General features: G+C 71.9%; 19 protein-coding genes and 1 pseudogene. 13 read left to right on the top strand and 7 right to left on the bottom strand.

Going from position 1 to position 22,388, the window contains the following annotated elements:
- The first annotated feature begins 26 nt into the window (after positions 1-26).
- From EV384_RS31895 to EV384_RS31885, 3 genes are read left to right on the top strand one after another with little or no spacing between them, the layout of a single operon-like run.
- The gene (locus EV384_RS31895; protein WP_130339241.1) at positions 27-1,490 is read left to right on the top strand and encodes an amidase; all 1,464 of its coding nucleotides are present in this window, start codon (positions 27-29) and stop codon (positions 1,488-1,490) included.
- Positions 1,491-1,544: 54 nt separating this feature from the next.
- Complete coding sequence (gene ctaJ, locus EV384_RS31890; protein WP_479724764.1) at positions 1,545-1,847, top strand: aa3-type cytochrome oxidase subunit CtaJ; 303 nt, start codon at positions 1,545-1,547, stop codon at positions 1,845-1,847.
- Positions 1,834-2,247 carry a DUF5130 family protein gene (locus tag EV384_RS31885; RefSeq protein ID WP_130339239.1) on the top strand — a complete coding sequence of 138 codons (414 nt, stop codon included), beginning with the start codon at positions 1,834-1,836 and terminating at the stop codon, positions 2,245-2,247. The genes ctaJ and EV384_RS31885 overlap by 14 nt, the downstream gene beginning before the upstream one ends.
- Before the next feature lie 82 nt (positions 2,248-2,329).
- Here the strand turns inward: EV384_RS31885 and pepN are convergent, their stop codons facing one another.
- Positions 2,330-4,876: an aminopeptidase N gene (gene pepN / locus EV384_RS31880; RefSeq protein ID WP_130339237.1), complete on the bottom strand. Its 2,547-nt coding sequence runs from the start codon at positions 4,874-4,876 to the stop codon at positions 2,330-2,332.
- Positions 4,877-5,095: 219 nt separating this feature from the next.
- On the opposite strand from pepN, the gene EV384_RS31875 reads away from it, so the two are divergent.
- From EV384_RS31875 to EV384_RS31860, 4 genes are all read left to right on the top strand, one after another.
- Positions 5,096-5,719 carry a mycothiol-dependent nitroreductase Rv2466c family protein gene (locus EV384_RS31875; RefSeq protein ID WP_130339235.1) on the top strand — a complete coding sequence of 208 codons (624 nt, stop codon included), beginning with the start codon at positions 5,096-5,098 and terminating at the stop codon, positions 5,717-5,719.
- Positions 5,720-5,850: 131 nt separating this feature from the next.
- Complete coding sequence (locus EV384_RS31870) at positions 5,851-6,246, top strand: hypothetical protein (protein WP_242624390.1); 396 nt, start codon at positions 5,851-5,853, stop codon at positions 6,244-6,246.
- Between the two features lie 77 nt (positions 6,247-6,323).
- Entirely contained in the window at positions 6,324-7,523 is a 1,200-nt protein-coding gene (locus tag EV384_RS31865) for a DUF1015 family protein (RefSeq protein WP_130339233.1), read from the top strand.
- 71 nt (positions 7,524-7,594) lie between these two features.
- Entirely contained in the window at positions 7,595-8,065 is a 471-nt protein-coding gene (locus EV384_RS31860; RefSeq protein ID WP_130339231.1) for a ribose-5-phosphate isomerase, read from the top strand.
- A gap of 4 nt (positions 8,066-8,069) precedes the next feature.
- Here EV384_RS31860 and EV384_RS31855 read toward each other — a convergent pair whose 3' ends face one another.
- Positions 8,070-8,402: a hypothetical protein gene (locus EV384_RS31855; protein WP_130339229.1), complete on the bottom strand. Its 333-nt coding sequence runs from the start codon at positions 8,400-8,402 to the stop codon at positions 8,070-8,072.
- An 87-nt stretch (positions 8,403-8,489) separates the two neighbouring features.
- The gene (locus EV384_RS31850) at positions 8,490-9,710 is read right to left on the bottom strand and encodes a GNAT family N-acetyltransferase (RefSeq protein ID WP_130339227.1); all 1,221 of its coding nucleotides are present in this window, start codon (positions 9,708-9,710) and stop codon (positions 8,490-8,492) included.
- Positions 9,711-9,808: 98 nt separating this feature from the next.
- Here EV384_RS31850 and EV384_RS31845 point away from each other — a divergent pair, with 98 nt between their 5' ends.
- Both EV384_RS31845 and EV384_RS31840 read left to right on the top strand, forming a co-directional pair.
- Positions 9,809-10,342 (top strand): hypothetical protein, encoded by a 534-nt coding sequence (locus tag EV384_RS31845; protein ID WP_130339226.1) that lies wholly within the window; start codon positions 9,809-9,811, stop codon positions 10,340-10,342.
- Between the two features lie 231 nt (positions 10,343-10,573).
- Positions 10,574-12,457 (top strand): annotated as a pseudogene (locus EV384_RS31840) (propionyl-CoA synthetase).
- Positions 12,458-12,554: 97 nt separating this feature from the next.
- Here the strand turns inward: EV384_RS31840 and EV384_RS31835 are convergent.
- Both EV384_RS31835 and EV384_RS31830 read right to left on the bottom strand, forming a co-directional pair.
- Positions 12,555-13,487 carry a hypothetical protein gene (locus EV384_RS31835; RefSeq protein WP_130339224.1) on the bottom strand — a complete coding sequence of 311 codons (933 nt, stop codon included), beginning with the start codon at positions 13,485-13,487 and terminating at the stop codon, positions 12,555-12,557.
- Complete coding sequence (locus EV384_RS31830; protein WP_130339222.1) at positions 13,400-13,972, bottom strand: hypothetical protein; 573 nt, start codon at positions 13,970-13,972, stop codon at positions 13,400-13,402. The genes EV384_RS31835 and EV384_RS31830 overlap by 88 nt, the downstream gene beginning before the upstream one ends.
- Positions 13,973-14,434: 462 nt before the next feature.
- On the opposite strand from EV384_RS31830, the gene EV384_RS31825 reads away from it, so the two are divergent.
- The 3 genes from EV384_RS31825 to EV384_RS31815 all read left to right on the top strand — a co-directional run bounded on the left by EV384_RS31825 (position 14,435) and on the right by EV384_RS31815 (position 17,138).
- Positions 14,435-15,370: an ATP-binding cassette domain-containing protein gene (locus tag EV384_RS31825; RefSeq protein WP_130339220.1), complete on the top strand. Its 936-nt coding sequence runs from the start codon at positions 14,435-14,437 to the stop codon at positions 15,368-15,370.
- Positions 15,367-16,116 carry an ABC transporter permease gene (locus tag EV384_RS31820; RefSeq protein WP_130339218.1) on the top strand — a complete coding sequence of 250 codons (750 nt, stop codon included), beginning with the start codon at positions 15,367-15,369 and terminating at the stop codon, positions 16,114-16,116. Before EV384_RS31825 ends, EV384_RS31820 begins: the two co-directional genes overlap by 4 nt.
- A 185-nt stretch (positions 16,117-16,301) precedes the next feature.
- On the top strand, positions 16,302-17,138 hold the full coding sequence (locus tag EV384_RS31815) for a DUF4097 family beta strand repeat-containing protein (protein ID WP_130339216.1): 837 nt from the start codon (positions 16,302-16,304) through the stop codon (positions 17,136-17,138).
- A gap of 112 nt (positions 17,139-17,250) precedes the next feature.
- Here EV384_RS31815 and EV384_RS31805 read toward each other — a convergent pair whose 3' ends face one another.
- The gene (locus EV384_RS31805; protein ID WP_130339214.1) at positions 17,251-20,388 is read right to left on the bottom strand and encodes an ATP-binding protein; all 3,138 of its coding nucleotides are present in this window, start codon (positions 20,386-20,388) and stop codon (positions 17,251-17,253) included.
- Between the two features lie 561 nt (positions 20,389-20,949).
- Between EV384_RS31805 and EV384_RS31800 the strand changes: the two genes are divergently transcribed.
- Positions 20,950-21,450 carry a hypothetical protein gene (locus tag EV384_RS31800; RefSeq protein WP_130339212.1) on the top strand — a complete coding sequence of 167 codons (501 nt, stop codon included), beginning with the start codon at positions 20,950-20,952 and terminating at the stop codon, positions 21,448-21,450.
- 185 nt (positions 21,451-21,635) lie between these two features.
- Here the strand turns inward: EV384_RS31800 and EV384_RS31795 are convergent, their stop codons facing one another.
- A complete protein-coding gene (locus EV384_RS31795; protein WP_130339210.1) occupies positions 21,636-22,118 on the bottom strand; it encodes a hypothetical protein in 483 nt (160 codons plus the stop codon).
- Between the last annotated feature and the right edge of the window lie 270 nt (positions 22,119-22,388).

Raw genomic sequence — 22,388 nt, 5'->3', positions numbered from 1 at the left:
GCGGATCATCCGGGCAGGATGGCGGTATGGCCGAGCCGCACGACCTGACCGCGCTGGAGCAGGCCGCCGCGATCGCCCGGGGCGAGCTGTCCAGCGTGGAGCTGGTCGCGCACCACCTGCACCGGGTGGACGCGCTCGGTGACACCGTCGGCGCGTTCGTCACCGTCACACCGGAGCTGGCCGTCGAGGCGGCCCGGGCCGCCGACACGGTGCCGGTCGGGCAGCGGGGTCCGCTGCACGGCGTACCGACGGCGATCAAGGACCTCACGCTGACCGCCGGGGTGCGGACCACCTTCGGCTCCGCCGCCTTCGCCGGTTTCGTGCCGCCGGTCGACGCCGACGTGGTCCGGTTCATCACCGCCGCCGGGCTGATCAGCCTCGGCAAGACCACCACCTCCGAGCTGGGCTGCTCGCTCTACTCCGAGGGGCTGGTCGCGCCGCCGGCCCGCAACCCGTGGGACCTCGGGTACACGGCGGGCGGGTCCAGCGGCGGCGCGGCGGCCGCGGTGGCGGCCGGGCTGGTGCCGGTGGCCCAGGGCTCCGATGGCGGCGGCTCGCTGCGCATCCCGGCGTCGCTCTGCGGCCTGGTCGGCTACAAGCCCAGCCGGGGACTGGTCTCCGGCGGGCCGCTCGGCTTCGGCGCGTTCGGGCTGCCGACGAACGGCCCGATCGGGCGGACCGTCGTCGACGTCGCCGCGCTGCTCGACGTCATGGCGCAACCGGTGCCCGGCGAGCCCTACCTGCCCCCGGCCGCCCCCGTGGGCGGCTACCTGGCCGCGGCCCGGGAGGCCGCGCCGGGCCGGCTGCGGATCGGCCGCTTCACCACCCCGATGCTCGCCGACGAGCCGGTCCACCCCGACTGCGTCGTCGCCGTCGACCGGGCCGCCGGGATGCTCACCGCGGCCGGCCACGAGGTGGTCGAGGTGCCCGCGCCGCTCGGCCCCGAGGCGTGGCCGCTCTTCGAGACCCTCTGGCACGTCCTGGCGCTCTCCCCGGTGCCGCCCGAGCGGGAGAGCGAGCTGTTGCCGCTGACCCGGCTCCTCCGCTCCCGGGGCGCGGCGGTCGGCGCCGGCGCGCTGATGGCCACCCTCGGCGAGCTGCAGGCCCAGGTACGCCTCGGTGCCCGCCGGACCGCCGGCTGCGACCTGCTGCTCTGCCCGACGCTGGCCGCGCCGCAGGCGCCGGTGGGTTCGTTCGCCGCCCTCGACCCGGCGGAGGATTTCGACCGGCAGCGCCGGTTCTCGCCGTACTGCGCCATCTTCAACGTGACCGGCGAACCGTCCGTTTCCCTGCCGGTCGGTCGCACCGCCGACGGCATGCCCGTCGGGGTGCTGCTCACCGGCCGGTACGGCGCCGACGCGACATTGATCGCCACTGCCGCACAACTGGAGCACGGGAGTGGCGGATGGGATCACCACCCCGCAATCTGGCGGGCCGTCGCCTCCGCTAACGTGAATACCACAAGCGGAGTCGGGGAATCGTCTCCTTGACCGTCCACCCGACCCGGAATTCCTGGTCTCTCTTTCCGCCTGGGGGCGTTGAGGTTGTCTGTTACCGAGACGTTGCTGGTCTACGTCGGCATCCCGGCGGCCGCGGTGCTGGTGATCGCCGGACTGGCACTTGCCGCCGGCCGTCGCGGCGGTGGCGGCGCCAAGCGCTACCGGCCGGGCCGGCCCTTCGACTTCACTCCGGTCTGGTTCCTCGGCCGTCCGGAGCAGCTGGCCGACTCGGCCGGCACCGCGCTGGCGGCGGGCGCCCAGGCGCCGGCGCTGACCAGCCACAAGCTTGAGAAGGCCGGCGTCGAGGCGCCGGCCGGTGGAACCGGAGGCGCAAGTGACCGTTGGTGAGAAGCAGACCGCGACGGGGACGCCCACCCCGCCCGAGGTGCTGGACGGGCCGTTCTCGACCCGCCAGCTGCTCCGCATCGACGAGGCGCTCCGCCTGGCAGACCAGGGCACCGGCCTGGTCTTCTCGGTCTACGTGGGCGGCCTCGACGAGCCGATCCGGGAGCACGCGCAGCGGCTGCACCGCCAGCTCGCCGAGCCCGACAAGTCGGTCCTGATCGCCGTGTCGCCCAACCAGCGGCAGCTGGAAGTCGTCACCGGCCGGTACGCGCGCAAGCGCATCCCGGACACGTACGCCAAGCTCGCCGCGCTCTCCATGGTGGCGTCCTTCGGCGGCGGCGACCTGGCCGGCGGCATCATCCAGGGCCTCGACCAGCTCGCCAGCCACGCCGGCAAGGGCTGAGCCCTCCCCGTACGACGAAGCCCGGTCCGCGTGTTCGCGGGCCGGGCTTCGTGCTGTCGGGGCATCCCCGACATCAAGTCGATCAGGCGCTCTGGGCGTCCTTCGCGCGGGCCTTCAGGGCACGGACCACGCCGTCGCGGCCCTCGGCGACCAGCCGGCGCAGCGGCGCCGGGTGCCCCTCCTGCGCCAGCCACGCGTCGGTCTCGGCCACCGTCGTGTCCTCCACCAGGTACGCCGGGTAGGCGAGCTGGGTGAACTCCTGGGCCGGCTCGCTGTCCCGGCTGGCCCAAACCTGGCCCACCGCGGCGAAGTACTTCTCCCGGTACGGCGCGACCAGGTCGACCTGCGCCGGGTGCGCGAAGCCCTGCAGCAGCGCCCGGTGCCGCCAGTTCGGCAGCGCCTCCGGGCCGGTGAGCTGCGCCCACACCGCCGCCTTGTTCTCCGCGGTCGGCACCAGCGCGTGCGCGTACGCGGCCTCCCGCTCGCCGCTGGCCGTCCGGTCGCTCGCCAGCTCGGCCTCGACCTCGGCGGCGCCGGCCGCGCCGTTGGCGACGAGGGCCTGGAGCACCGTCCAGCGCAGCTCGGTGTCGACGGTCAGCCCGGCCGGCACCTCGGCGCCGTGCAGCCAGCCGCGCAGCGTCGCCAGGTCCTCCTCGGCGCGGGCCGCCGAGGTGTACGCCCGGGCCCAGGCGAGCTGGAAGCCGCTGCCCGGCTCCGCCGCGGTGAGCGCGTCCTTCGCGGTCCGGGCCAGCTCGGCCCAGCCGGTCGGCGCCCACGCCGGGTCGGCGTAGAAGGTGAGCGTGGTGGTCGCCTGCCGCAGGGTCGCGGTGACCAGGTTGATGTCGGTCTCGGCGGGCAGCCCGGCCAGCGCCAGCGCGACGTAGTCGCGGGCGGCGAGCTCGGCGTCGCGGGTCATGTCCCAGGCGGCGGTCCAGCACAGCGCCCGGGCCAGCGACGACTCGAAACCGGCGATGTGCTGCACCACGGTCGCCATGGACCGCTCGTCGAGCCGCAGCTTGGTGTACGTCAGGTCGTCGTCGTTGAGCAGCAGCACGTCGGCGGCCGGCTTGCCGTGCAGCGCGGTGAGCTCGGTCTGCTCACCGGTCACGTCGACCTCGATCCGCTCCCGGCGGACCAGCCGGCCGTCGGTCAGGTCGTAGAGGCCCACCCCGATCCGGTGGGTACGCAGCGTCGGGTGCCCGGACGGCGCCTCCTGGCGCACCAGCACCCGCTGGTAGGCGCCGTCGTCGCCGATGGCCAACTCGGGGCGCAGCGTGTTGACCTGCGCCGTCTCCAGCCACTGCGCGGCGAACTTGCGCAGCTCCCGGCCGGAGGCCGCCTCCAGCTCGGAGAGCAGGTCGTCGAAGGTGGCGTTGCCCCAGGCGTGCTTGCCGAAGTACGCCCGCAGGCCGGCCAGGAACGGCTCCTCGCCGACGTACGCGACGAGCTGCTTGAGCACGCTGGCGCCCTTGGCGTACGTGATGCCGTCGAAGTTGACCTCGACCGCCTCCAGGTCCGGCATCTCGCAGTAGACCGGGTGGGTGGAGGAGAGCTGGTCCTGCCGGTAACCCCAGTTCTTGCGGATCGAGAGGAAGGTCGTCCACGCGTCCTGGAACCGGGTGGCGTGGGTGTTGCACCAGTGGCTGGCCCACTCGGCGAACGACTCGTTCAGCCACAGGTCGTTCCACCAGCGCATGGTGACCAGGTCACCGAACCACATGTGCGCCAGCTCGTGCAGGATCGTGTTGGCCCGCTGCTCGTACTCGAAGTCGGTGACCTGGGAGCGGAAGATGTAGTGCGACTCGGCGTGCGTGACGCAGCCGAAGTTCTCCATCGCGCCGGCGTTGAAGTCCGGCACCCAGAGCTGGTCGTACTTGGGCAGCGGGTAGCGCACCCCGAACTTCTCGTGGAAGAAGTCGAAGCCCTGCTTGGTGATGAGGAACAAATCGTCCGAGTCCATGTACCGCGCCATCGAGGCCCGGCAGAAGACCCCCAGGTCGATGCCGTCGTGGCTGTCCCGCACCTCGTGGTACGGCCCGGCGCAGAGCGCGGTGATGTAGGTGCTCATCCGCGCCGACTCCACGAAGTGGACGGTCTTCAGCCCCTCGCCGGCCGGCTCCTCCCGCCCCAACGGCATGTTGGAGACCACCCGCCAGTGCTCGGGGACGGTGGCGTGCCAGGTGTAGACGCTCTTCAGGTCGGGCTGGTCGAAGCAGGCGAAGACCCGCTGCGCGTCCGCCGTCTCGAACTGGCTGTACAGGTAGGTCTCCCCGTCGACCGGGTCCACCGTGCGGTGCAGCCCCTGCCCGCTGTTCGAGTACCCGAAGTCCGCGTCCACCACCAGGGTGTTCTCCGCGTCCAGCCCGGACAGCGTGAGGCCCTTCTCGGCCGACCAGCCGGCGGTGTCGACGGGTGCGCCGTTGAGCGTCGCGGACCGCACCGACTCGGCGGCCACCTCGATGAAGGTCGTCGCCCCCGGCTCGGCGCAGCGGAACCGGACCTCGGTCACCGAGCGGAACGTGCGGCCCGTGGCCTGCACGGCGGTCGACAGGTCAAGGCTGATGTCGTACCTGGTCACATCGAGCAGGCGAGCCCGCTCGGTGGCCTCGACCTGGGTCAGGTTGCGCACTCCCGGCACTGTTCGTCTCCATCCCACTCGCGCCGCGCCCGGCGGCCCCGGCCTCCCCGGCCCGCTCGTGGCGGCCGGTCCGGTTCGAGTCTTCCATGCACCGACACCCTTCGGTGTTCGAGGTCACGCTCTCATTCCGGTACCGGCGGATGCCGGCCGGGGTGAGGATCGGGGGAGGCGCCGGGCTCACCGGCGCACCCGTCGTGAAGGGATCTCACCGTGACCGAACGTGTCGCCGTGGACATGTGGTTCGACCCGCTGTGCCCGTGGGCGTGGATCACGTCGCGCTGGCTGCTGGAGGTCGAGAAGGTCCGGCCCGTGGACATCAGCTTCCACGTGATGAGCCTGTCCGTGCTCAACGAGGGCCGGGACCTGCCCGAGCAGTACCAGGAACTGATGAAGAGCGGCTGGGGCCCGGTGCGGGTCTGCATCGCCGCCGAGCAGGCGCACGGCGCGGAGGCGCTGGCGAAGCTCTACACCGCGATGGGCACCCGGATCCACCTCGGCAAGGAGCCGCTCGGCCGGGAGATGCTGGTCGGCGCGCTCACCGAGGTCGGGCTGGACCCGGCGCTCGCCGACGCCGCCGAGACCACCGCGTACGACGAGGCGCTGCGGGCCAGCCACGAGGCGGGCATGCGGCCGGTCGGCACCGACGTCGGTACCCCGGTGATCCACGCGCCCGGCCCGGGCGGCGACAAGGTCGCCTTCTTCGGTCCGGTTATCACCCCGGCGCCGAGGGGCGAGGCGGCCGGCCGGCTCTGGGACGGTGTCCTGCTGGTCGCCGGCACCCCGGGCTTCTACGAGCTGAAGCGCTCCCGCGAGCTGGGCCCCATCTTCGACTGACGGCGCCTCCGGCAACGATCCGAGCCCCGTACCGGCCCCGGCGTCACCGGGCCGGTGCGGGGCTCGTTTCACCGGGTGTCCCAGCCGGCGGCCCGTGGGGCCGCATCTCGGCAGCTCCTGGAGGCATTCCCATGGGTAAGCACCGCCGTACGTCCGCCGACGCGCCGCAGGAGACGGCGACCGAGGACTCCGGTGCGACGTACTGGTCCGTGGACGAGGCCGACTGGCCGGCCATCCGCCCGACCCTGCCGGCCGAGATGGTCGACCTGCTGGCCCCGCCGATCGTGGTCGGCGTCGCCCGGGTGGTCGCCACCTCCCGGATGACCCCGCCCGCCGAGGCGGGGCTGCCCACCCGCACCTCCGGGACGATCCGGTCCGGCGTCGCGGCCGGCCGTCCGGTGCCGGCGGGCGGGACCACCGTCCGGATCGCCGTGTCGGCGGCGGCCCACCCGTCCGGCCCCGCCGGCTCCGTGCCGGGCGGCCGCCCCGGTCCCGGCCCGGCGCCCGGCCAGCACCGCAACGGCTGAGCGCGGCCCTTTCATCTGGTGGACGCGGTGTGGGTCCGGGTCCGGCGGGCCGGCGGCCGCGGGTAGCGTCGGTGGGCATGACGGTCGTGCATCCGATCGCCCGGGCCTGGATCACCACTGGCGGCACCGGCGCGCAAAACTACGACGAGTTCGCCGACGACGCGGAGATCACCGCGATCATCGAGGCGAACCCGCACAGTGCTCTCGGCATCGAGATGCCCCACCGGGCGCCGGAGAGCCTCGGCAAGTCGTTCCTCGACGCCCTCCCGGACGCCATGGCCCGCCTGACCGAGGCCAAGGCGGACGGCAGCTACACCCCGGCCGAGCAGGTCGTGGTGCTCTACCGGATCAGCGCGCCGGGGGAGGAGTCCGCGTACGGGCTCTTCGCCATGGTGGACACCGACCAGATCTCCACCCGGGCCGACGAGCCTGGTCTGGTGATCCGCAACGAGGACGTCTTCATCGCCAAGGTGCGGGAGCGGGTCGCCCTGGCCGGGGCGCTCGGGCACCTGCTCTCGCCCGTGCTGCTGCTCCAGACCGGGCGGGGCGACGAGCTGCACGCCGCGCTCGCCGCGGCGACCGAGTCGGCCGGCGCGCCCGCCGCGACCGACGTCGACCAGTCCGGGCGGACGCACGCCATCTGGCTGCTGGGTCCCGGCCCCGAGCAGGACGAGCTGACCGCCCTCGCGGGCGGCGGCGAGCTGGTGGTCGCCGACGGCAACCACCGCAGCCTGGCCGCGCAGACCGGCGGCCTGCCCCGCTTCCTCTCGGTGATCACCACGCCGGCGTCGGTGGCGATCCAGCCCTACAACCGGCTGGTCAGCGAGCTGACCACCACGCCGGCGGAGCTGCTCGACCGGCTCCGCGCCGCCGGCGCGGAGATCACCCCGATCGACGGCCCGGTCGAGGTCCCGGCGGCCGGCGGCGCCGTCCACCTCTACCTCGCCGGTCAGGGGTACGCGGTGACCCTGCCGCACGTCGACGGCGACCGGCTGGAGAACCTCGACCACGCCCTGGTCGAGCGGCTGCTGCTGCGCGACGCGCTCGGCCTCGACCCGGGTGACAAGCGGATCACCTACGTGGGCGGCGACTACCCGGCGAGCTGGCTCACCGGGGAGGTCGACGCCGGCCGGGCCGAGCTGGCCGTCCTCATCGCCCCGGTGACCGTGGACGACTTCGTCGCGGTCAACCTGGCTCGGGAGAAGATGCCGCGCAAGAGCACCTGGTTCACCCCGAAGGCCCGCGGCGGCCTGGTGGTCGCCGAGCTGTCCCGCTGAGCTGTGACGAATCCGCCTCCGTGTCGCCGCCTGCGCGGCGGCCCGGAGGCGGGCCTGTCAGACTGCGCGGTATGCGCGTCTACCTGGGATCCGATCACGCCGGTTTCGAGCTGAAGGTGCACCTGGCCAACCACCTGGCCACGCAGGGGTACGAGGTGGTCGACGTCGGCCCGCACGCCTTCGACCCGGACGACGACTACCCGGCGTTCTGCCTGCACACCGGTGACCGGGTGGTCAACGATCCGGGCAGCCTCGGCGTGGTCATCGGCGGCTCCGGCAACGGCGAGCAGATCGCCGCGAACAAGGTGGCCGGCGTCCGCGCGGCGCTCGCCTGGAACATCGACACCGCGCAGCTCGCCCGGGAGCACAACGACGCCAACATCATCGCGGTCGGCGCCCGCCAGCACACCCTGGACGACGCGACCGCCCTGGTCGAGGCGTTCCTGACCACGCCGTTCTCCGGCAACCCGCGGCACTCCCGGCGGATCGCCCAGGTCGCGGCGTACGAGCAGACCCGCGAGCTGCCCGACCTGCCGGCCTGACGCCTCAGCGGCCGGAGCGGGGAAGGTCCTCGCGGGGCACCCAGTTGCGCCGCACGATCACCACGCGGGCCTCGGCCTCGGCCAGGTCCGCCTCGGTGGGGCGGGCGGCGTCCCGCGCCCGCAGCGCGGCGGTCACCCCGACCTGCGACGATCCGGAGCCGACGAGGCCACGCAGCCCTCGCTCACCCTCGTCGGTCGCCGGGCCGGGCCGGCGCCCGCGCGGCGGCTCGTCGTGCACCCCGGCCGTCGTCGCGCTCGGCCCGTCCGGGGCCGGCGACCCGCTCTCGACCTCGCCGTGGTGCCGCAGCCGGCGTCGCCGTCGCTCCGCATCACCCATCGGTCGACCGTACCGCCCCCGGGACGCGGTCGCCCGCCCGTGGCGGTCCCGGCCCGCCCGGGCGTCACCGGGGCGGACCGCCGGCGCTCAGAACACCTCCATCGGGGCCGGGGCGCGGTGCCAGCCGAAGGCCGGGGCGGCCGCCGCGAGCGTCCCCGGCACGAGTTCCCGCACCCGGCCGGCGGCGGCGAGCGCCCCGAGCCCGGCGCCGCCCAGGTAGAGCTCGCCGAGGGCGCGTACGTCGCAGGCGAGCCGGGGCGGTTCGGTGGTGGCCGTGCAGGTCGCCGCCGACGGGCCGCCGACCAGGCGCCAGCGGCCGGCGTTCTCCGGCAGCAGCTCGTCCGTGACCTCGATCACCACGTCCAGGTCGGTGGCGTACCGGCGGGCGGCCAGCGCGGCGGGCAGGTCGACCACGCGTACCCAGAGCCCGTCGGAGAGCTGGGCGCCGAGCCGCCGCGGCTCGTTCACCAGCCACAGCAGCGGCTCGTCCACGGCGGCGGTACGGAAGGACAGCCGCCGGGTCAGGTCGATCGAGAGCAGCAGCCGCCACAGCGCCAGGTACGCGTCGGGGTGCTCCGCGACCACCTCGTCGACCCGGACCTCGCCGCGCGGGCCGCTCCCGTCCCACTCGTCCTTCGTCCGGAACAGCGCGTACCCGTCGAGCCCCGACGGCCCCTCGTGCAGCAGCACCCGCCGCTCGGTGGCACCCTCCCGCAGGCTCTTCACGTCGGCCACCACGTACCGCCACCAGCGCTCGTCCCGGTTCGACCAGCCGGGGCGGTCGGCGCGGACCCGGTCGTACAGCCGGGCCAGCTCGGCCTGCCGCGCGACCGGCTGGTCCAGGCGGAGCGTGCCCGCGACGGACGCCGGCTCCGGCAGGCGCAGCTCGGTGGTGTCGCAGCTCACGGTGAGCCGCTGCGCGGCCAGGCCGTAGCCGAACCGGGGGTAGATCCGGCCCTCGCTGGCCCACAGCACCGCGATCGGCTCCCGGCCGGCGTCGCGGATCTCCCGCAGTTGGCGGCGCATCAGCGCGGTGAGCAGGCCCCGGCGGCGGTGGGTCGGGGCGACCGAGACCATCGTCACGTGCGCCGCCGGCACGCTGGCGCCGGGCACCCCCAGCTCCCGGGTGAACGCCGCGGCGTGCGCGACCGCCGTCGTGCCGTCGCGGACCAGCAGCGCGCGCTCCGGTTCGAAGATCCCCCGCTCGACCTCGAGCAGCTCGGGGTCGAGACCGCCGTGGAAGGCCAGGGCCAGCAGCCCGGCGATCTCGTCGAAGTCCTCGGCCCGGGGCACCACCACATCGGTCATCGGATGTGTGTAACCCATCACCGTCAGGGTCGGCGACCGATTTGCCGGCTCGCTACCCTCGGAACCGTGGCCGGCGTCGGTCAGGGGGAGGACACGAGATGGCGGACCAGACACAGCCGTGGGCCGAGCGCACCGTGGAGGTGCCGCCGCAGCCCGGTGTCGGGGTGCCCGCGCAACGGGACGCGTTCCAGCGGGGGGTGGCCTCGGTCGGGCAGCCGCGTACCCCGCGTACCGAGCAGTTCCCCACCGTCGACCCGGCCGACTGGTCCGGCGGCTCCGCCCCGCGCCGGCCGATGGGCTGGCACCTGGCGCAGCTGCGCCGGGGCGGTGAGTGGAGCGCGGCGGGGGGCCTCTTCGCCTTCGTCTGCTGGGGCATCTGGGCGATCTCCGGCCGGGGGGACCTGACGGCTCCGCTGCTGACCTTCGCGCTGAGCCTGCTCACCGCGGTCGGCCTGTTCGCGCTCTCCCGCCTGCTCGGCCGGCTGGTCTGGGAGCGGCAGCTGGGCCGGGTGCGGCGCAGCGCCCGCGGCGCACACCTGGTGACGGCGCTCTTCCTGGCCGGCGTGGGCGTCGCCTACCTGCAGCAGACCGAGTGGGTCGTGACGGCCTGGAACTGGGTCACCGGAAACTGATTCCGGCACCCGCGGGCGGGTCGGCGTCGCGCCGCCCGCCCGCGCCCGGTCGCGGGATGCGCGACGCCGGTCGTCACTCCACCAGGACGGCGACTGCTTACCCGGCGGTGCCCGGTTCATCCGCAGCCACGGCCGGCTGAGGCGGCCGTTCGGCGATCGGGTCCGCGCGCCCGGCGCACCGACCCCGACCGGCCGTCGTGCCGGCGGGCGTCCGGGGCGCAGCATGGGGGCATGGGCGCGTATCGATCAGCGTACGAGCGGAGCATCGCCGACCCGGCCGGCTTCTGGCGGGACGCGGCGGCGGACATCGACTGGTTCCGGGCGCCGGAGCGGATCCTCGACGAGAGCGCGGCGCCGCTGTACCGCTGGTTCCCCGACGCGGTGCTGAACACCTGCCACAACGCGCTGGACCGGCACGTGGCGGCCGGCCGCGGCGACCAGCCCGCGCTGATCCACGACAGCCCGGTCACCGGCACGGTACGCACCTGGAGCTACGCGGAGCTGCTCGCGGAGACCGCCCGGTTCGCCGGGGCGCTGCGCCGGCTCGGCGTCGGCCGGGGCGACCGGGTGCTGCTCTACCTCGCCATGGTGCCGGAGGCCGTGATCGCGATGCTGGCCTGCGCCCGGATCGGCGCGGTGCACTCGATGGTCTTCGGTGGCTTCGCCGCCCACGAGCTGGCCGTCCGGATCGACGACGCCCGACCGAAGGTGGTGGTGGCGACCTCCTGCGGCATCGAGGTGGACCGGGTCGTCGACTACCACCCGATCCTCACCGCCGCGCTGGCCGAGGCGGCGCACGCCCCCACCCACTGCGTGATCGTGCAACGGCCGCAGCGTCCCGCCCCGCTCCTTCCCGGCCGGGACTTGACCTGGGACGAGGTCATGGCGGACGCCGAGCCCGTCGACTGCGTCCCGGTCAACGCCACCGACCCGCTCTACATCCTCTACACCTCCGGCACGACCGGCCGGCCCAAGGGGGTGGTGCGGGACAACGGCGGGCACGCGGTCGCGCTGCGCTGGTCGATGCGGAACGTCTACGACATCGGGCCGGGCGAGGTCTTCTGGGCCGCCTCCGACGTCGGCTGGGTGGTCGGCCACTCCTACATCGTGTACGCGCCGCTGCTCACCGGCGCGACGACCGTGCTCTACGAGGGCAAGCCGGTCGGCACCCCCGACGCGGGCGCCTTCTGGCGGGTGGTCTCGCAGCATCGGGTGTCCGCGTTGTTCACCGCCCCGACGGCGATCCGGGCGATCCGCCGGCAGGACCCGGACGGCGCGCTGATCTCCGGGTACGACCTGAGCAGCCTCCGCACCCTCTTCCTGGCCGGCGAGCGGCTGGACCCGGACACCTGGACATGGGCGGGGGAGCACCTCGGCGTGCCGGTGGTGGACAACTGGTGGCAGACCGAGACGGGCTAGCCGGTCGCGGCGAACCCGCGCGGCCTGCAGCCGCTGCCGATCAAGCCCGGCTCCCCGTCGGTGCCGGTGCCCGGGTACGACATCCGGGTGGTCGACGGCGGCGGCCGGGAGGTCCCGGCCGGCACGGACGGCTCGATCGTGATCCGGCTGCCCCTGCCGCCCGGCTGCCTGCCCACCCTCTGGGGCGACGACGAGCGGTACGTCCGCTCCTACCTGTCCACCTTCCCCGGCCACTACCTGACCGGTGACGGCGGACGGTTCGACGCCGACGGCTACCTCTACGTGATGGGCCGCATCGACGACGTGATCAACGTGGCCGGGCACCGGCTCTCCACCGGGGCGATGGAGGAGGTGCTGGCCGGCCACCCCGCGGTCGCCGAGTGCGCGGTGATCGGGGTCGCGGACGCCCTGAAGGGCCAGGTCCCCAGCGGGTACGTGGTGCTCAAGGCCGGCGCCGAGGTGGACCAGGACGCCCTCGCCGGTGAGCTGGTCGCCCTGGTCCGGCAGCGGATCGGCCCGGTGGCCGCGTTCCGCCGGGTCACCGTGGTGCCGGCGCTGCCGAAGACCCGCTCCGGCAAGATCCTCCGGCGGACCATGCGCGGTCTGGTCGAGGGGCGGGACGAGCCGGTCCCGGCGACCATCGACGACCCGGCCACGCTGGCGGTCTTCCGCGGCCTGGGCGCCCCCACCGACTGAGCCGTCCCGCCTGAACCGGCGGAGCCCGTGGCCGGCGTGGGCTCGCTCGACCCCGCCGTCAGCCGGCGGCGAAGCCCGGCGCGGCCCGACCTCGCCGTCAGCTGGCGGCGAAGCGGTACAGCACGAAGTCCTTCGTCGAGGCGCAGGCGATCACCTCGGTGTTCCACGAGCACGACTCGCCGCGGACGTCCTTGAGCTGGCCCAGCTCGACGACCCGGCCGGACTCCGTGCCCACCCCGGCGACGCTGCGGTCGTCCTCACCGCTGCCCAGCGGCTCGGCGAAGACCAGCAGGTTGCCCGCGTCGACCCGGACCGCCGTCCCGTCCCGCGCGTCGAGCACCCGCTGCCCGTCCGGTCCGAAGAGGGTCACCGCCGGGTCCGGGTACGTCCGCCGGGCCAGCACCCGCTCGCCGAGCGGCACCAGCAGGTCCGCGCCGGGGGCGGACCAGCGCTCCGCCTTCTTCCCCTCGGCCGCGGCCACCACCACGGCGGTCGCCTGGTCGGCGTCGGTCACCTCCAGCAGACAGGCCCGGTGCTCGCCGCACGGCACCAGCCCCCTCGGCCGGTGCCGGTCGTCCTGCGCCCGGTGGAGCACCGTCGGCTCCGCCGAACTCCCCAGGTCGTACGCGAGCAACTGGTACCCGCCGTCGTCGTTCGCGACGTACAGCCGGTCCTCGTGTGTGACGACCAGGTCGTCCGGCTCCGCGACGTTGGTGCGCCGCCGCACCACCGCGCCGGTGCCCAGCTCCATCAGGCGGACGGAACGGTCCGACGCCACCTGCACGATCCGCCGGACCTCGCCCCGCCACGGATCCCGGGCGCCGCCACCGGCGAAGCCCGGCCCGGCCAGCCCCTCCTCTCTGGTCACCAGGTGGATGCTGTTGCGCGAGTTGCCGTACTGGTCGCGCGGGTCGGCGCGGCTCCGTTTCTCCGTACCGTCGCTCACCCGGAGGCCGACCAGCCGATGTCCGGCCCGGTCGGCCAGCACCAGCACGTCCGTGCCGAAGAAGAGCTCGTCGTCGCCGTGCACCGGGTGATGCCACCGCTGCCGGCCGGAGTCGGCGTCGAGGACCTCCAGCTCACGGGGGTGCTGCTGCCGGAGGCGTCCGCGACGAGGGCCACCCCGTCGGGCAGGGCGATGATCCGGTCCCAGCGCTCGGCGGGCGTGGCGCTCTGCCGGCGCCACAGCTGCTTGCCGCTGCCCGCGTCGGCGGCGACCACCTCCAGCCGGTCGTCGTCCCGCCGGTACGCCAGGTAGGCGCGGTCGCCCAGCATCGCGGTGAACATGTCGGTGGGCCGCTCCGCGCCGGCCGCGATCCGCTTCCCCTTGTCGAACGCCTGGAAGTCCAGCTCCGGATGGCGGTCCCGGGTCAGGTAGAGGACCGTCGCGGCGGCCACGCCGGCGAGGGCCGCCACCGCGCCGAGCGGCACCCAGAGCGTCCGCCGCCGTCGGCCGCCGGGTTCCGTCGCCTCCGTCGGGGATACGCCCGGACCGCCGCCCGGTACGCCCGCCACCCAGTGCACCGGAGGGGCCGCCGTCGCTCCGACCTGGCCGGGGACGGAGCGGCCGTTGACCGCTCCTCCGGCAGGACCGGGATTCGGCAGCCCGACCGCCTCGCCGACCTGGCCGGCAGGAATCGACCCGGCGGCTCCGCCGTGCGCCGCGCCCGGCGGTCCGACACCGTGCCCCGCCATCGCCGGCCGCGCCGGGGCACCGTCGTTCCCGACCGTGTCGACCGATCCGACCGGCCCGGCGGCAGGCCGCGGAGTCGGGCCGCCGTCGTCCGGCAGCGTGCCGGCGGGTCCCGGCCCCGGCGGGGGACCGGCGGGGGCGGGGATCAGCGGCCGGGACGCCGATCCGGTCCGGCGCAGCGGCAGGTCGGACGGCCATTCGATGTGACGAGGTAGAACGCCGTGTCAGTGGTCGTGTCAGGGGCGTGTCAGGGACGTGTCAGGCCGGGTGCCGACAGTGGTCGCATGACAAGTTCGGCGATTGCAGTTTCAGGGCTGCGGAAGGCATATGGGGACAAAATCGTGCTCGATGGCATCGATCTAGATGTTCGTGCGGGCACGGTTTTTTCCCTGCTCGGCCCGAATGGGGCGGGTAAGACGACGACGGTGAACGTGCTGACCACGTTGATGAAGGCCGACGGTGGAACGGTACGGGTTGCCGGGCATGATGTCGCGACCGAGACCAAGGCGGTGCGTGCGGAAATCGGGGTCACCGGTCAGTTCGCGGCGGTGGATGAGCTGCTGACGGGGCAGGAGAACCTGCAGTTGATGGCGGATCTGAAGCGTGTGGGCTCCGGCGAGCTGGTTGTCACGGAGTTGCTGGAGCGGTTCGATCTGGTGGAGTCGGCGCAGAAGCTGGTGTCGACCTATTCCGGGGGTATGCGCCGGAAGCTGGATCTGGCGATGACGCTGGTCGGCAAGCCACGAATCATTTTCCTGGACGAGCCGACGACGGGACTGGATCCGCGCAGCCGCCGCACGATGTGGGAAATCGTCCGAGAGTTGGTGGCCGATGGTGTAACCATTTTCCTTACCACCCAGTACCTCGAGGAAGCCGATCAGCTCGCCGACCGGATCGCGGTACTCGACCAGGGCCGCCTGGTTGCCCAGGGCACTCCCGACGACCTCAAACGCCAGGTCCCCGGCAGTCATGTCCGACTCCGGTTCACCGACGTCGCCGACCTCGACGCGGCCGCGCGGGTCCTTACCGACTCCACGCGGGATGACGAGGCACTGGCCCTGCGGGTTCCCAGCGACGGTGGGACGAAATCGCTGCGGGCCCTGCTGGACAGGCTCGACGAGTACTCGATCAGCGCCGAAGAGTTCTCCGTCCACACACCGGACCTCGATGACGTTTTCCTCGCCCTGACGGGCCACACCACGGAGGTGGTCGCGAAATGAGCACCAAGTCCCATTCGATGGTCATGTTGCGTCGCAACTTCAAACACATCGCCCGGAATCCGACCTCGGTGTTCAACGCGGTCCTGATGCCGGTCGTGATCATGTTGATGTTCGTGTACATGTTCGGAGACGCTTTCAACGTCGGTGTCGACTACATCGACTACGCGACGCCGGGACTGATGCTGTTGGCCGTCTGTTACGGGCTGGGGGCCACCGCGACGTCGGTGAACTCCGACATGACGAAGGGCATCATCAACCGGTTCAAGGTCATGGACGTCTCCCGTGGTGCGGTGTTGACCGGTCACGTCGTCGCCAGTCTGCTGACCAATCTGATCGCCATCGGGGCGCTCATCGGGGTGGCCTTCCTGCTGGGATTCAGCCCGTCGGCGAGTTCCCTTGATTGGCTCGGCGTGGTCGGCATCGTCGTGCTGCTCGGTTTCGCGGCCGGCTGGCTCACGGTCGCCTTGGGATTGGCGGCGAAGTCTCCGGAGACGGCGGGTCTGGCCGCCGTGCCGCTGGTCATGCTGCCGTTCTTCAGCAGCGCGATCGTACCGGCGGAGAAGATGGGGCCGGGCCTGCGGCAGTTCGCGGAGTACCAGCCCTTCACGCCGATCATCGAAACCTTGCGCGGATTGCTCAACGGCGCACCGTCCCCCAGCGACGCGATCACCGCCATCGCCTGGTGCGTCGGCATCGCTCTCGTCGGGTACCTGTGGGCGCGTTCCACATTCAAGAGGCGCGCGTGACCTCCCGGGCGATGGGCTTCCGAGGACCGTGATCGGCTGAACCCGAAGCCGCGAGCGACGAGCTGATACGGCGCGCGCTCGCCGGCGACGAGCGCGCGCCGCGGGCGTGCGGACCGATGCTTCACAGGCTGGGTTGGCTGAGCCGCCCGCCAACAGATCAAGTATGAGACAAGCGGAGAGTTGTCATGCCTACATTCGCAACGCCAGGACCCATCGTCGCCACCGTTGTTGTCGCCGGCGCTCAGGTGCGGGTCACCGCGAGCGACCGGACCGATACCGTGGTGCTGGTCGAACCCATCAACAAGGCGAGCCGGTTGGACGTCAAGGTGGCCAACAAAACCAAGGTTGACTTCGCCGGCGGTCAGCTATCGGTCAAGACGACCGCCTCCGGGGACAAGAGCGGTTCGGTCGCCATCACGATCGACCTGCCCGCCGGCTCCAGCCTGGTTTCGTACCTGGCGCACTCGGATGTTCACGCTGACGGCTCACTTGGAGAGTGCGAGCTGCACATGGCATCGGGTCGGGTCCAGCTCGATCGCATCAACGCGCTGCAGGCGAACATCGCGGCCGGTGAGGTCACGATCGGCCACATCGCCGAGCGCGCCAACATCGACGGTGCGGCGTTCGCAATGAGCATCAGCGAGGTCAAGGACACCGTCAAGCTCTCGAACTCGGGCGGGCAGATCTGGATCGGCCACGCATCGGCCGACCTCGATCTCAGCAGTGGCAGCGGCGGTTTCGACATCGACCGCGCCGACGGCAGCGTCACCGCCAAGACCGCCAGCGGTGCCATTCGGATCGGACGAATGAGGAACGGTCACGCGAAGCTGATGAACGGCTCAGGGAACATCGAGGTCGGCATCAGCGAGGGCACCGCGGCCTCCATCGACGTCAACAGCGAGCGAGGGTCGGTGCGCAACTGGGTTCCGTCGCTGGCAAGCCCTGGCCCGTCAGACCCCAAGGTCTCGGTCCACGCCCGCACGCGGCACGGCGACATCATCATTCAACCCGCAGCAAACTGACCTGAACGCGACGGCGCCGCCATGGCGCCGTCGCGTTCAGGGTCAGCCGACGTCGCGATCGCCTGGTGCGGAGGGATCGCGCTCGTCGGGTACCTGTGGGCGCTTGCCACGTTCAGGAGGCGAGCGTGGCGGTGACCAACTGAGACCAGCTCGTCTGCGTGCCCTCCCGAGCCGCCTCGGCGTACCGTGCTTCGCCGAGGCGGCTCCGCGCGGCCTGCTCGATCCGGGCCACATCCGGGTGGGAACGATCCGGCAGTCCGCGCACGCCGGCGCTTGCCGCGAGCAGCCGCGCGGCCTGCTCGTACTCTTCGCTGCGTAGTGCCAGGTCCGCGATCCCGACGAGTACCTGCGCGATCAGGGGTGCGTGCCCCGCCTCGGAGGCCGCCTGGCAGGCCGCCGCGTGGTACGTACGGGCCTCGCTGAGATCGTCGGCAAGGTAGCCGAGCAGGTCGTGTGTCACCGCGCGGATGTTTGCCTGCTCCGCGTCGTTGCCCAGCATGGTTGTCGCGACGCCGAGTTGCTGGTATGCCTCCTCGGCGTTGCCGCGCCAGCGGGCGAGTTCCGCCTTAGCAAGGGCCAGCTCAGCCAGCGCATCCGGCCAGGTGACCCGTTCCGCGCACTGTTGCGCCTCGGCTATAGCAGCCGCGCTAGACTCCTCATCGCCTAGCAACCAGTACAGCTGCGCCTGTCGCGACCGCATCCGGATGACATCCTCGATAGCACCGACTTCGGTGACGACCGCGATCGCCTGTTCGTAGTGCTCCCCCGCACCGGCGAACTCGCCGCGCACGGCGATCCGGTCCGCCAGCTCGGTCAGGGCGATCGAGATCCCATACCTTTCGCCGATTGCCCGGAACTCGGCGAGCGCCATCTCGAGATGCGCGTCCGCATCCCGCCCGCCCTGGCCGAGCACGATCCGCATCTTGCCGAGGTGAAACCGGGCCAGTGCGCGTACCCAGGGGTCCTCATCGTCCAGCAATGGTTCCCACGCGGGCAAGAACGCGTCCGGCGCCTGCAACATGCGTTCCAGCGGGACGACCAACCCCAGCAGCGGGTTGCGGGACTGACTGCGCTGGCTGAACCGGTATGCCTTGTGGATCCACTCCGCCGCCTGGTGTTCGTCGCCCCGCCCGGAGCTCGCGAACAGCACGACGAGCGCATACACGATGGCCCGGATCTCATCGGCCACCTCGCCGGGCGTTTCGGTGGCCGCGGTGATCAGCTCGATGCCTTCGGCCTTGTGCCCGCTGAGCCACCAGTACCAGCCGGCGCCCGCCGCGAGCCGCATCGCCGCGTGCGCCTCGCCGGCCGCGAGCGCACCACGCATCGCAGAACCGATGTTGTCGTGCTCAACCTCGAGCGTGGCCAGCCATTCCAATTGCTCGGCGCGGCGAAGATGCGGCTCCGCGGTCTCGGTGAGTTCGGTGAAGTAGCCGAGATGCGCCTGGCGGGCCAGGTCCGATTCCCCCGCCTCCGCGAGCCGGTGCCCGGCGTACTCCTTGATCGTGCCGAGCATCCGGTAACGCGGTGCGCGGTCGCCATCGGTGAGCAGCAGCGATTTCTCGGCCAGCGAGGTGAGCAACTCGAACACCTGCTCCTGCTCGACCGCATCGCCGGCGCAGACCCGCTCGGCCGCTTCCAGGCTCGCCCCGCCCGAGAACACCGAGAGCCTGCGCAGGACCATCCGTTCGGCGTCGGTGAGCAACTCCCAGCTCCAGTCGACCACCGCGCGCAGCGTCCTGTGCCGCGGCAACGCGGTACGGCTACCGCTGGTCAGCAGGCGGAACCGGTCGTCGAGCCGGTGGGCGAGCTGATCGAGGGACATGGTGCGTAACCGGGCCGCGGCCAATTCGATCGCCAGCGGCATCCCGTCCAGCGCCCGGCAGACGCGCACCATCGTCGACAACGTGTGGGCGTCGACCGCGAGATCCTTGCGCACCGCGCCCGCCCGGTCCCGCAGCAACCGGACGGCCGGAGAGGACTCGATCTCGCCGGGGCCGGCGTCCCCCTCCGGCACGGCCAGCGGCTCGACCAGCCACAGCGCCTCACCGGTGATGCCGAGCGGCTCCCGGCTCGTCGCCAGGATCCGCAGCCGCTGGCACTCCCCGAGCACTCGATGGGCGAACGCCGCCGCCGACTCGATCACGTGCTCACAGTTGTCCAGAATCAGCAGCGCCTCCCGCTCGCGGATCGCGGCGATGAGCCGGTCCGCCAGATCCGCGTTCGGTGCCCCGCCGAGCAGAGCATCCCGGAGGCCGAGCCCGGCTAGCGCCGACTGCGCCACGTCACCGTCCGCGCCGATGGCTGCGAGCTCCACCAGCCAGGCCCCGTCCGGCAGGTCGCCGAGCAGCGTGCGCGCGGTTTCCGTGGCCAGCCTGGTCTTCCCCGAGCCGCCCGGCCCGATCAGGGTGGTGAGCCGATGTTCGGCGATGAGTTCGCGGACCGCGGCGACATCAGCGTCCTTGCCGACGAAGCTGGTCAGCTCGGCACGCAAGTTGGTCTTCCGGGTTTCCTCCCGCCGTCCCAACTCGCCCCGCAACAGCGCGACGTGCAACGCGGACAGCTCCGGTGAGGGGTCGACACCCAGCGCGTCGGCCAGGGCTTCTCTCGTGCGCTGGTACACCAGCAGCGCCTCGCTGCCGCGACCGGCCGCAACGAGGGCACGCATCAGCGCAGCGACAAGCCGTTCTCGCACCGGGTGGGCGGCCACCAGGTCGGTCAATTCCGTGACCAGCTTCACACCGTGGCCGAGGCTGACCTCCGCATCGAACCGATCCTCCAGGGCAGTCAGGCGTAGCCCTTCGAGCCGCGCGACCGCCGCGTCAAAAGCTGCGCTATCCGGCAAACCGACGTCCTGCATGGCCGCACCGCGCCACAATGCGAGGGCCTCGCGCAGCAGCCGTACTCGCCGTGGATCCTCGTCATTGCGGGCCTGGCCGACGAGGCGTTCGAACCGCACGGCGTCGACAGCATCGGGTTCCACCGTCAACCGGTAGCCGTCCGTCTGCCCCTCGACCAACCCTTCCGGCAGCGCCTTCCGCAACCGGGAAACCAAGCGTTGCAAGGCATTCGCCGCGTCGGAGGGCGGGCGCTCACCCCAAATCCAGTCGACCAGCGTCGCCTTCTGGACCACGCGACCAGGTTCGAGCGCGAGGGCGATCAACAGCCCGCGCAACCGGGCGCCCGGCACGTCGGCTAAGACGCCGTCGTCCGCGCGAACCTCGAATGGTCCAAGCATCCCGATCTGCACCTAGCAGATCTTGCCACGGGCGATTGGCGGGCCTCCAACTGCTGACGCGGCGCGGAAAGCAGCGATCGTGCCAGCAGGGCGACCGTCAGGGAACCAATGGCACGCGGATGGCACGCAAGATCCAGCACGGGGGAGAAGTGGAAAGGCCCCTTTCCGCGATCATGCGGTCTACCTGGGCCTTCGTGGGTGGAGCGGGCGACGGGAATCGAACCCGCACCGTCAGTTTGGAGGAGCGCGATCGACTGGTCGTGATGCCCGAAACGCCTGCGGCCGAGGGCCGGCGCGGCTGCGCCTCGTGCCCCCTCGTGACCGCTGCGCGCCCCGGTTACTGGCCCATGGATGGCCCGTTGCGGCCTTCGGCTTAGAAGAAAATCACGGATGGCTGGTCAGGTTGCTGCCCCCTGGTCAAGGTTGTGTCATAGCCGCCGGTTGACTGCGGCGATGTGCGCGGCAGCGGCAGTAGGGTCGCGTCGCGGATGAGTTCGACGTCACCGCCGACCAGGGAGGAGACTAGGTGCATCTCCTGCCCGAGACCAGCCTGAGATGTGGGTACAGGTCCGGATGACTGACGACGAGGCGCTGATCATCTCGGACTGGATCTACCAGCTGGAGAACAGTGATGACCTGCTGAGTGACGAGGCCGTCTGGCCGGCGCTCTATCGAATCAACGGAGCGTTCGAAGCCGTCTCGCCGCTCATCTTCGCGCCCGACTATGGAGAAGAACTGGAAGCGGCACGGGTCCGCGTCCTTGCCGAAGGACGGGATCGGGAAGGAATCGGAACGCTGATCCAACTGACCGTGGATGAGGCGCTGGTGCTGGCGCACTGGCTCCGTAACCTGCGAGATAGCGGTGGACCGCTGTCCGACGAGGTCGCTTGGGTGCCCTTGCGTCGGATTGGTGATGCCATCGAAACGAAAGGTCTCGATGGCGCGAGTCTGCCGGCAGCCCGTAAGCGGTTGTTCGCCACGATGGGGAGAAGCGAGGACGGGGTCCCGTTCGAGGATGTGCCGGGTTATCAGCCCGCCTGCGAGGCAACCCGTCGTCGGCTGGGGCGCAGATGAGCGCCCTCGGGCAACGCGAAGCGGCTGCTTTTGGCAGGCGGCGGCTGGCTTAGGGCGGATTTCCTCGTCGGGCAGTCGTAGACCGTCCAGCCTGCCGGGACGGGGACAAGGTGGAGCGCCTCACCAGCCGAGTCTCAATGGCGGCTGTCAGGGGTCGGAGTGGACGGCCCGCGGCGGCTGCGGGTTTAGGCAACCTTCGCCATCCCGTCTACGGCTTGTTGTGCTCCGCGCTTTGGCCTGATCTTTCGCACGCCGTGGGTGACGCCGACGCAGGCCGCTGTAGGACCTAGCACGGCGACCGCGCCGAGCAGGCAGGCAACCAGGGTGTTGGCAATAGGTACGTCGGTGGCCACTGCGACAAGGACCACGTAGATCGTGGCCAGCACTGAGGCAACGGCGAAGGCGACCAGCAACTTGGCGAGCAGACGTCCGCTTTTCGCGGCAACCTCCCCGGCAACGCTGGCTGGCACAAACAGCAGTGGCACGAGGGCGATTCCTAGCGCGGCGGCTAGCAGCACGAGCAGAAGCCCCGCCAGCGGACCGCCGATGTCCGCATCGGCAATCAACGCGTACGCGAGCAGGCCGACGTAGATGACGATCCCCTGCACCACGAATACGAGGCAGGCGGCAGTCGCACCAGCAAGGTGCCGAGCAATCTTTCCGAACACGGCGCCCTCCGTGATCAGGACCCCTCCGAGGCTATGCCAAGCCGCACGTACTGGGTGCCTGAGCGCAGAGGCCCGCAGGTGACGGCGGCAGCCCGGCCGGTTTCCGACGCTGATCGTGCCGCCGGTCGACCTACGCATTACGAGATCAAGTTGCCCAGCAGGGTCTACCTGCCCCAACCCTGCCTGGCCTGCGGAAACCCCTCTCGGCGTCTCTCAGCGTCAGCGGCCGGGGCTCGGCCTCTTGAGGACTGGATGAGGACTGAGACGGGG

The sequence above is a fragment of the Micromonospora kangleipakensis genome (assembly GCF_004217615.1).
Taxonomy (GTDB): Bacteria; Actinomycetota; Actinomycetes; order Mycobacteriales; family Micromonosporaceae; genus Micromonospora; species Micromonospora kangleipakensis.
This window is presented reverse-complemented; position numbering and strand designations above follow the sequence as displayed.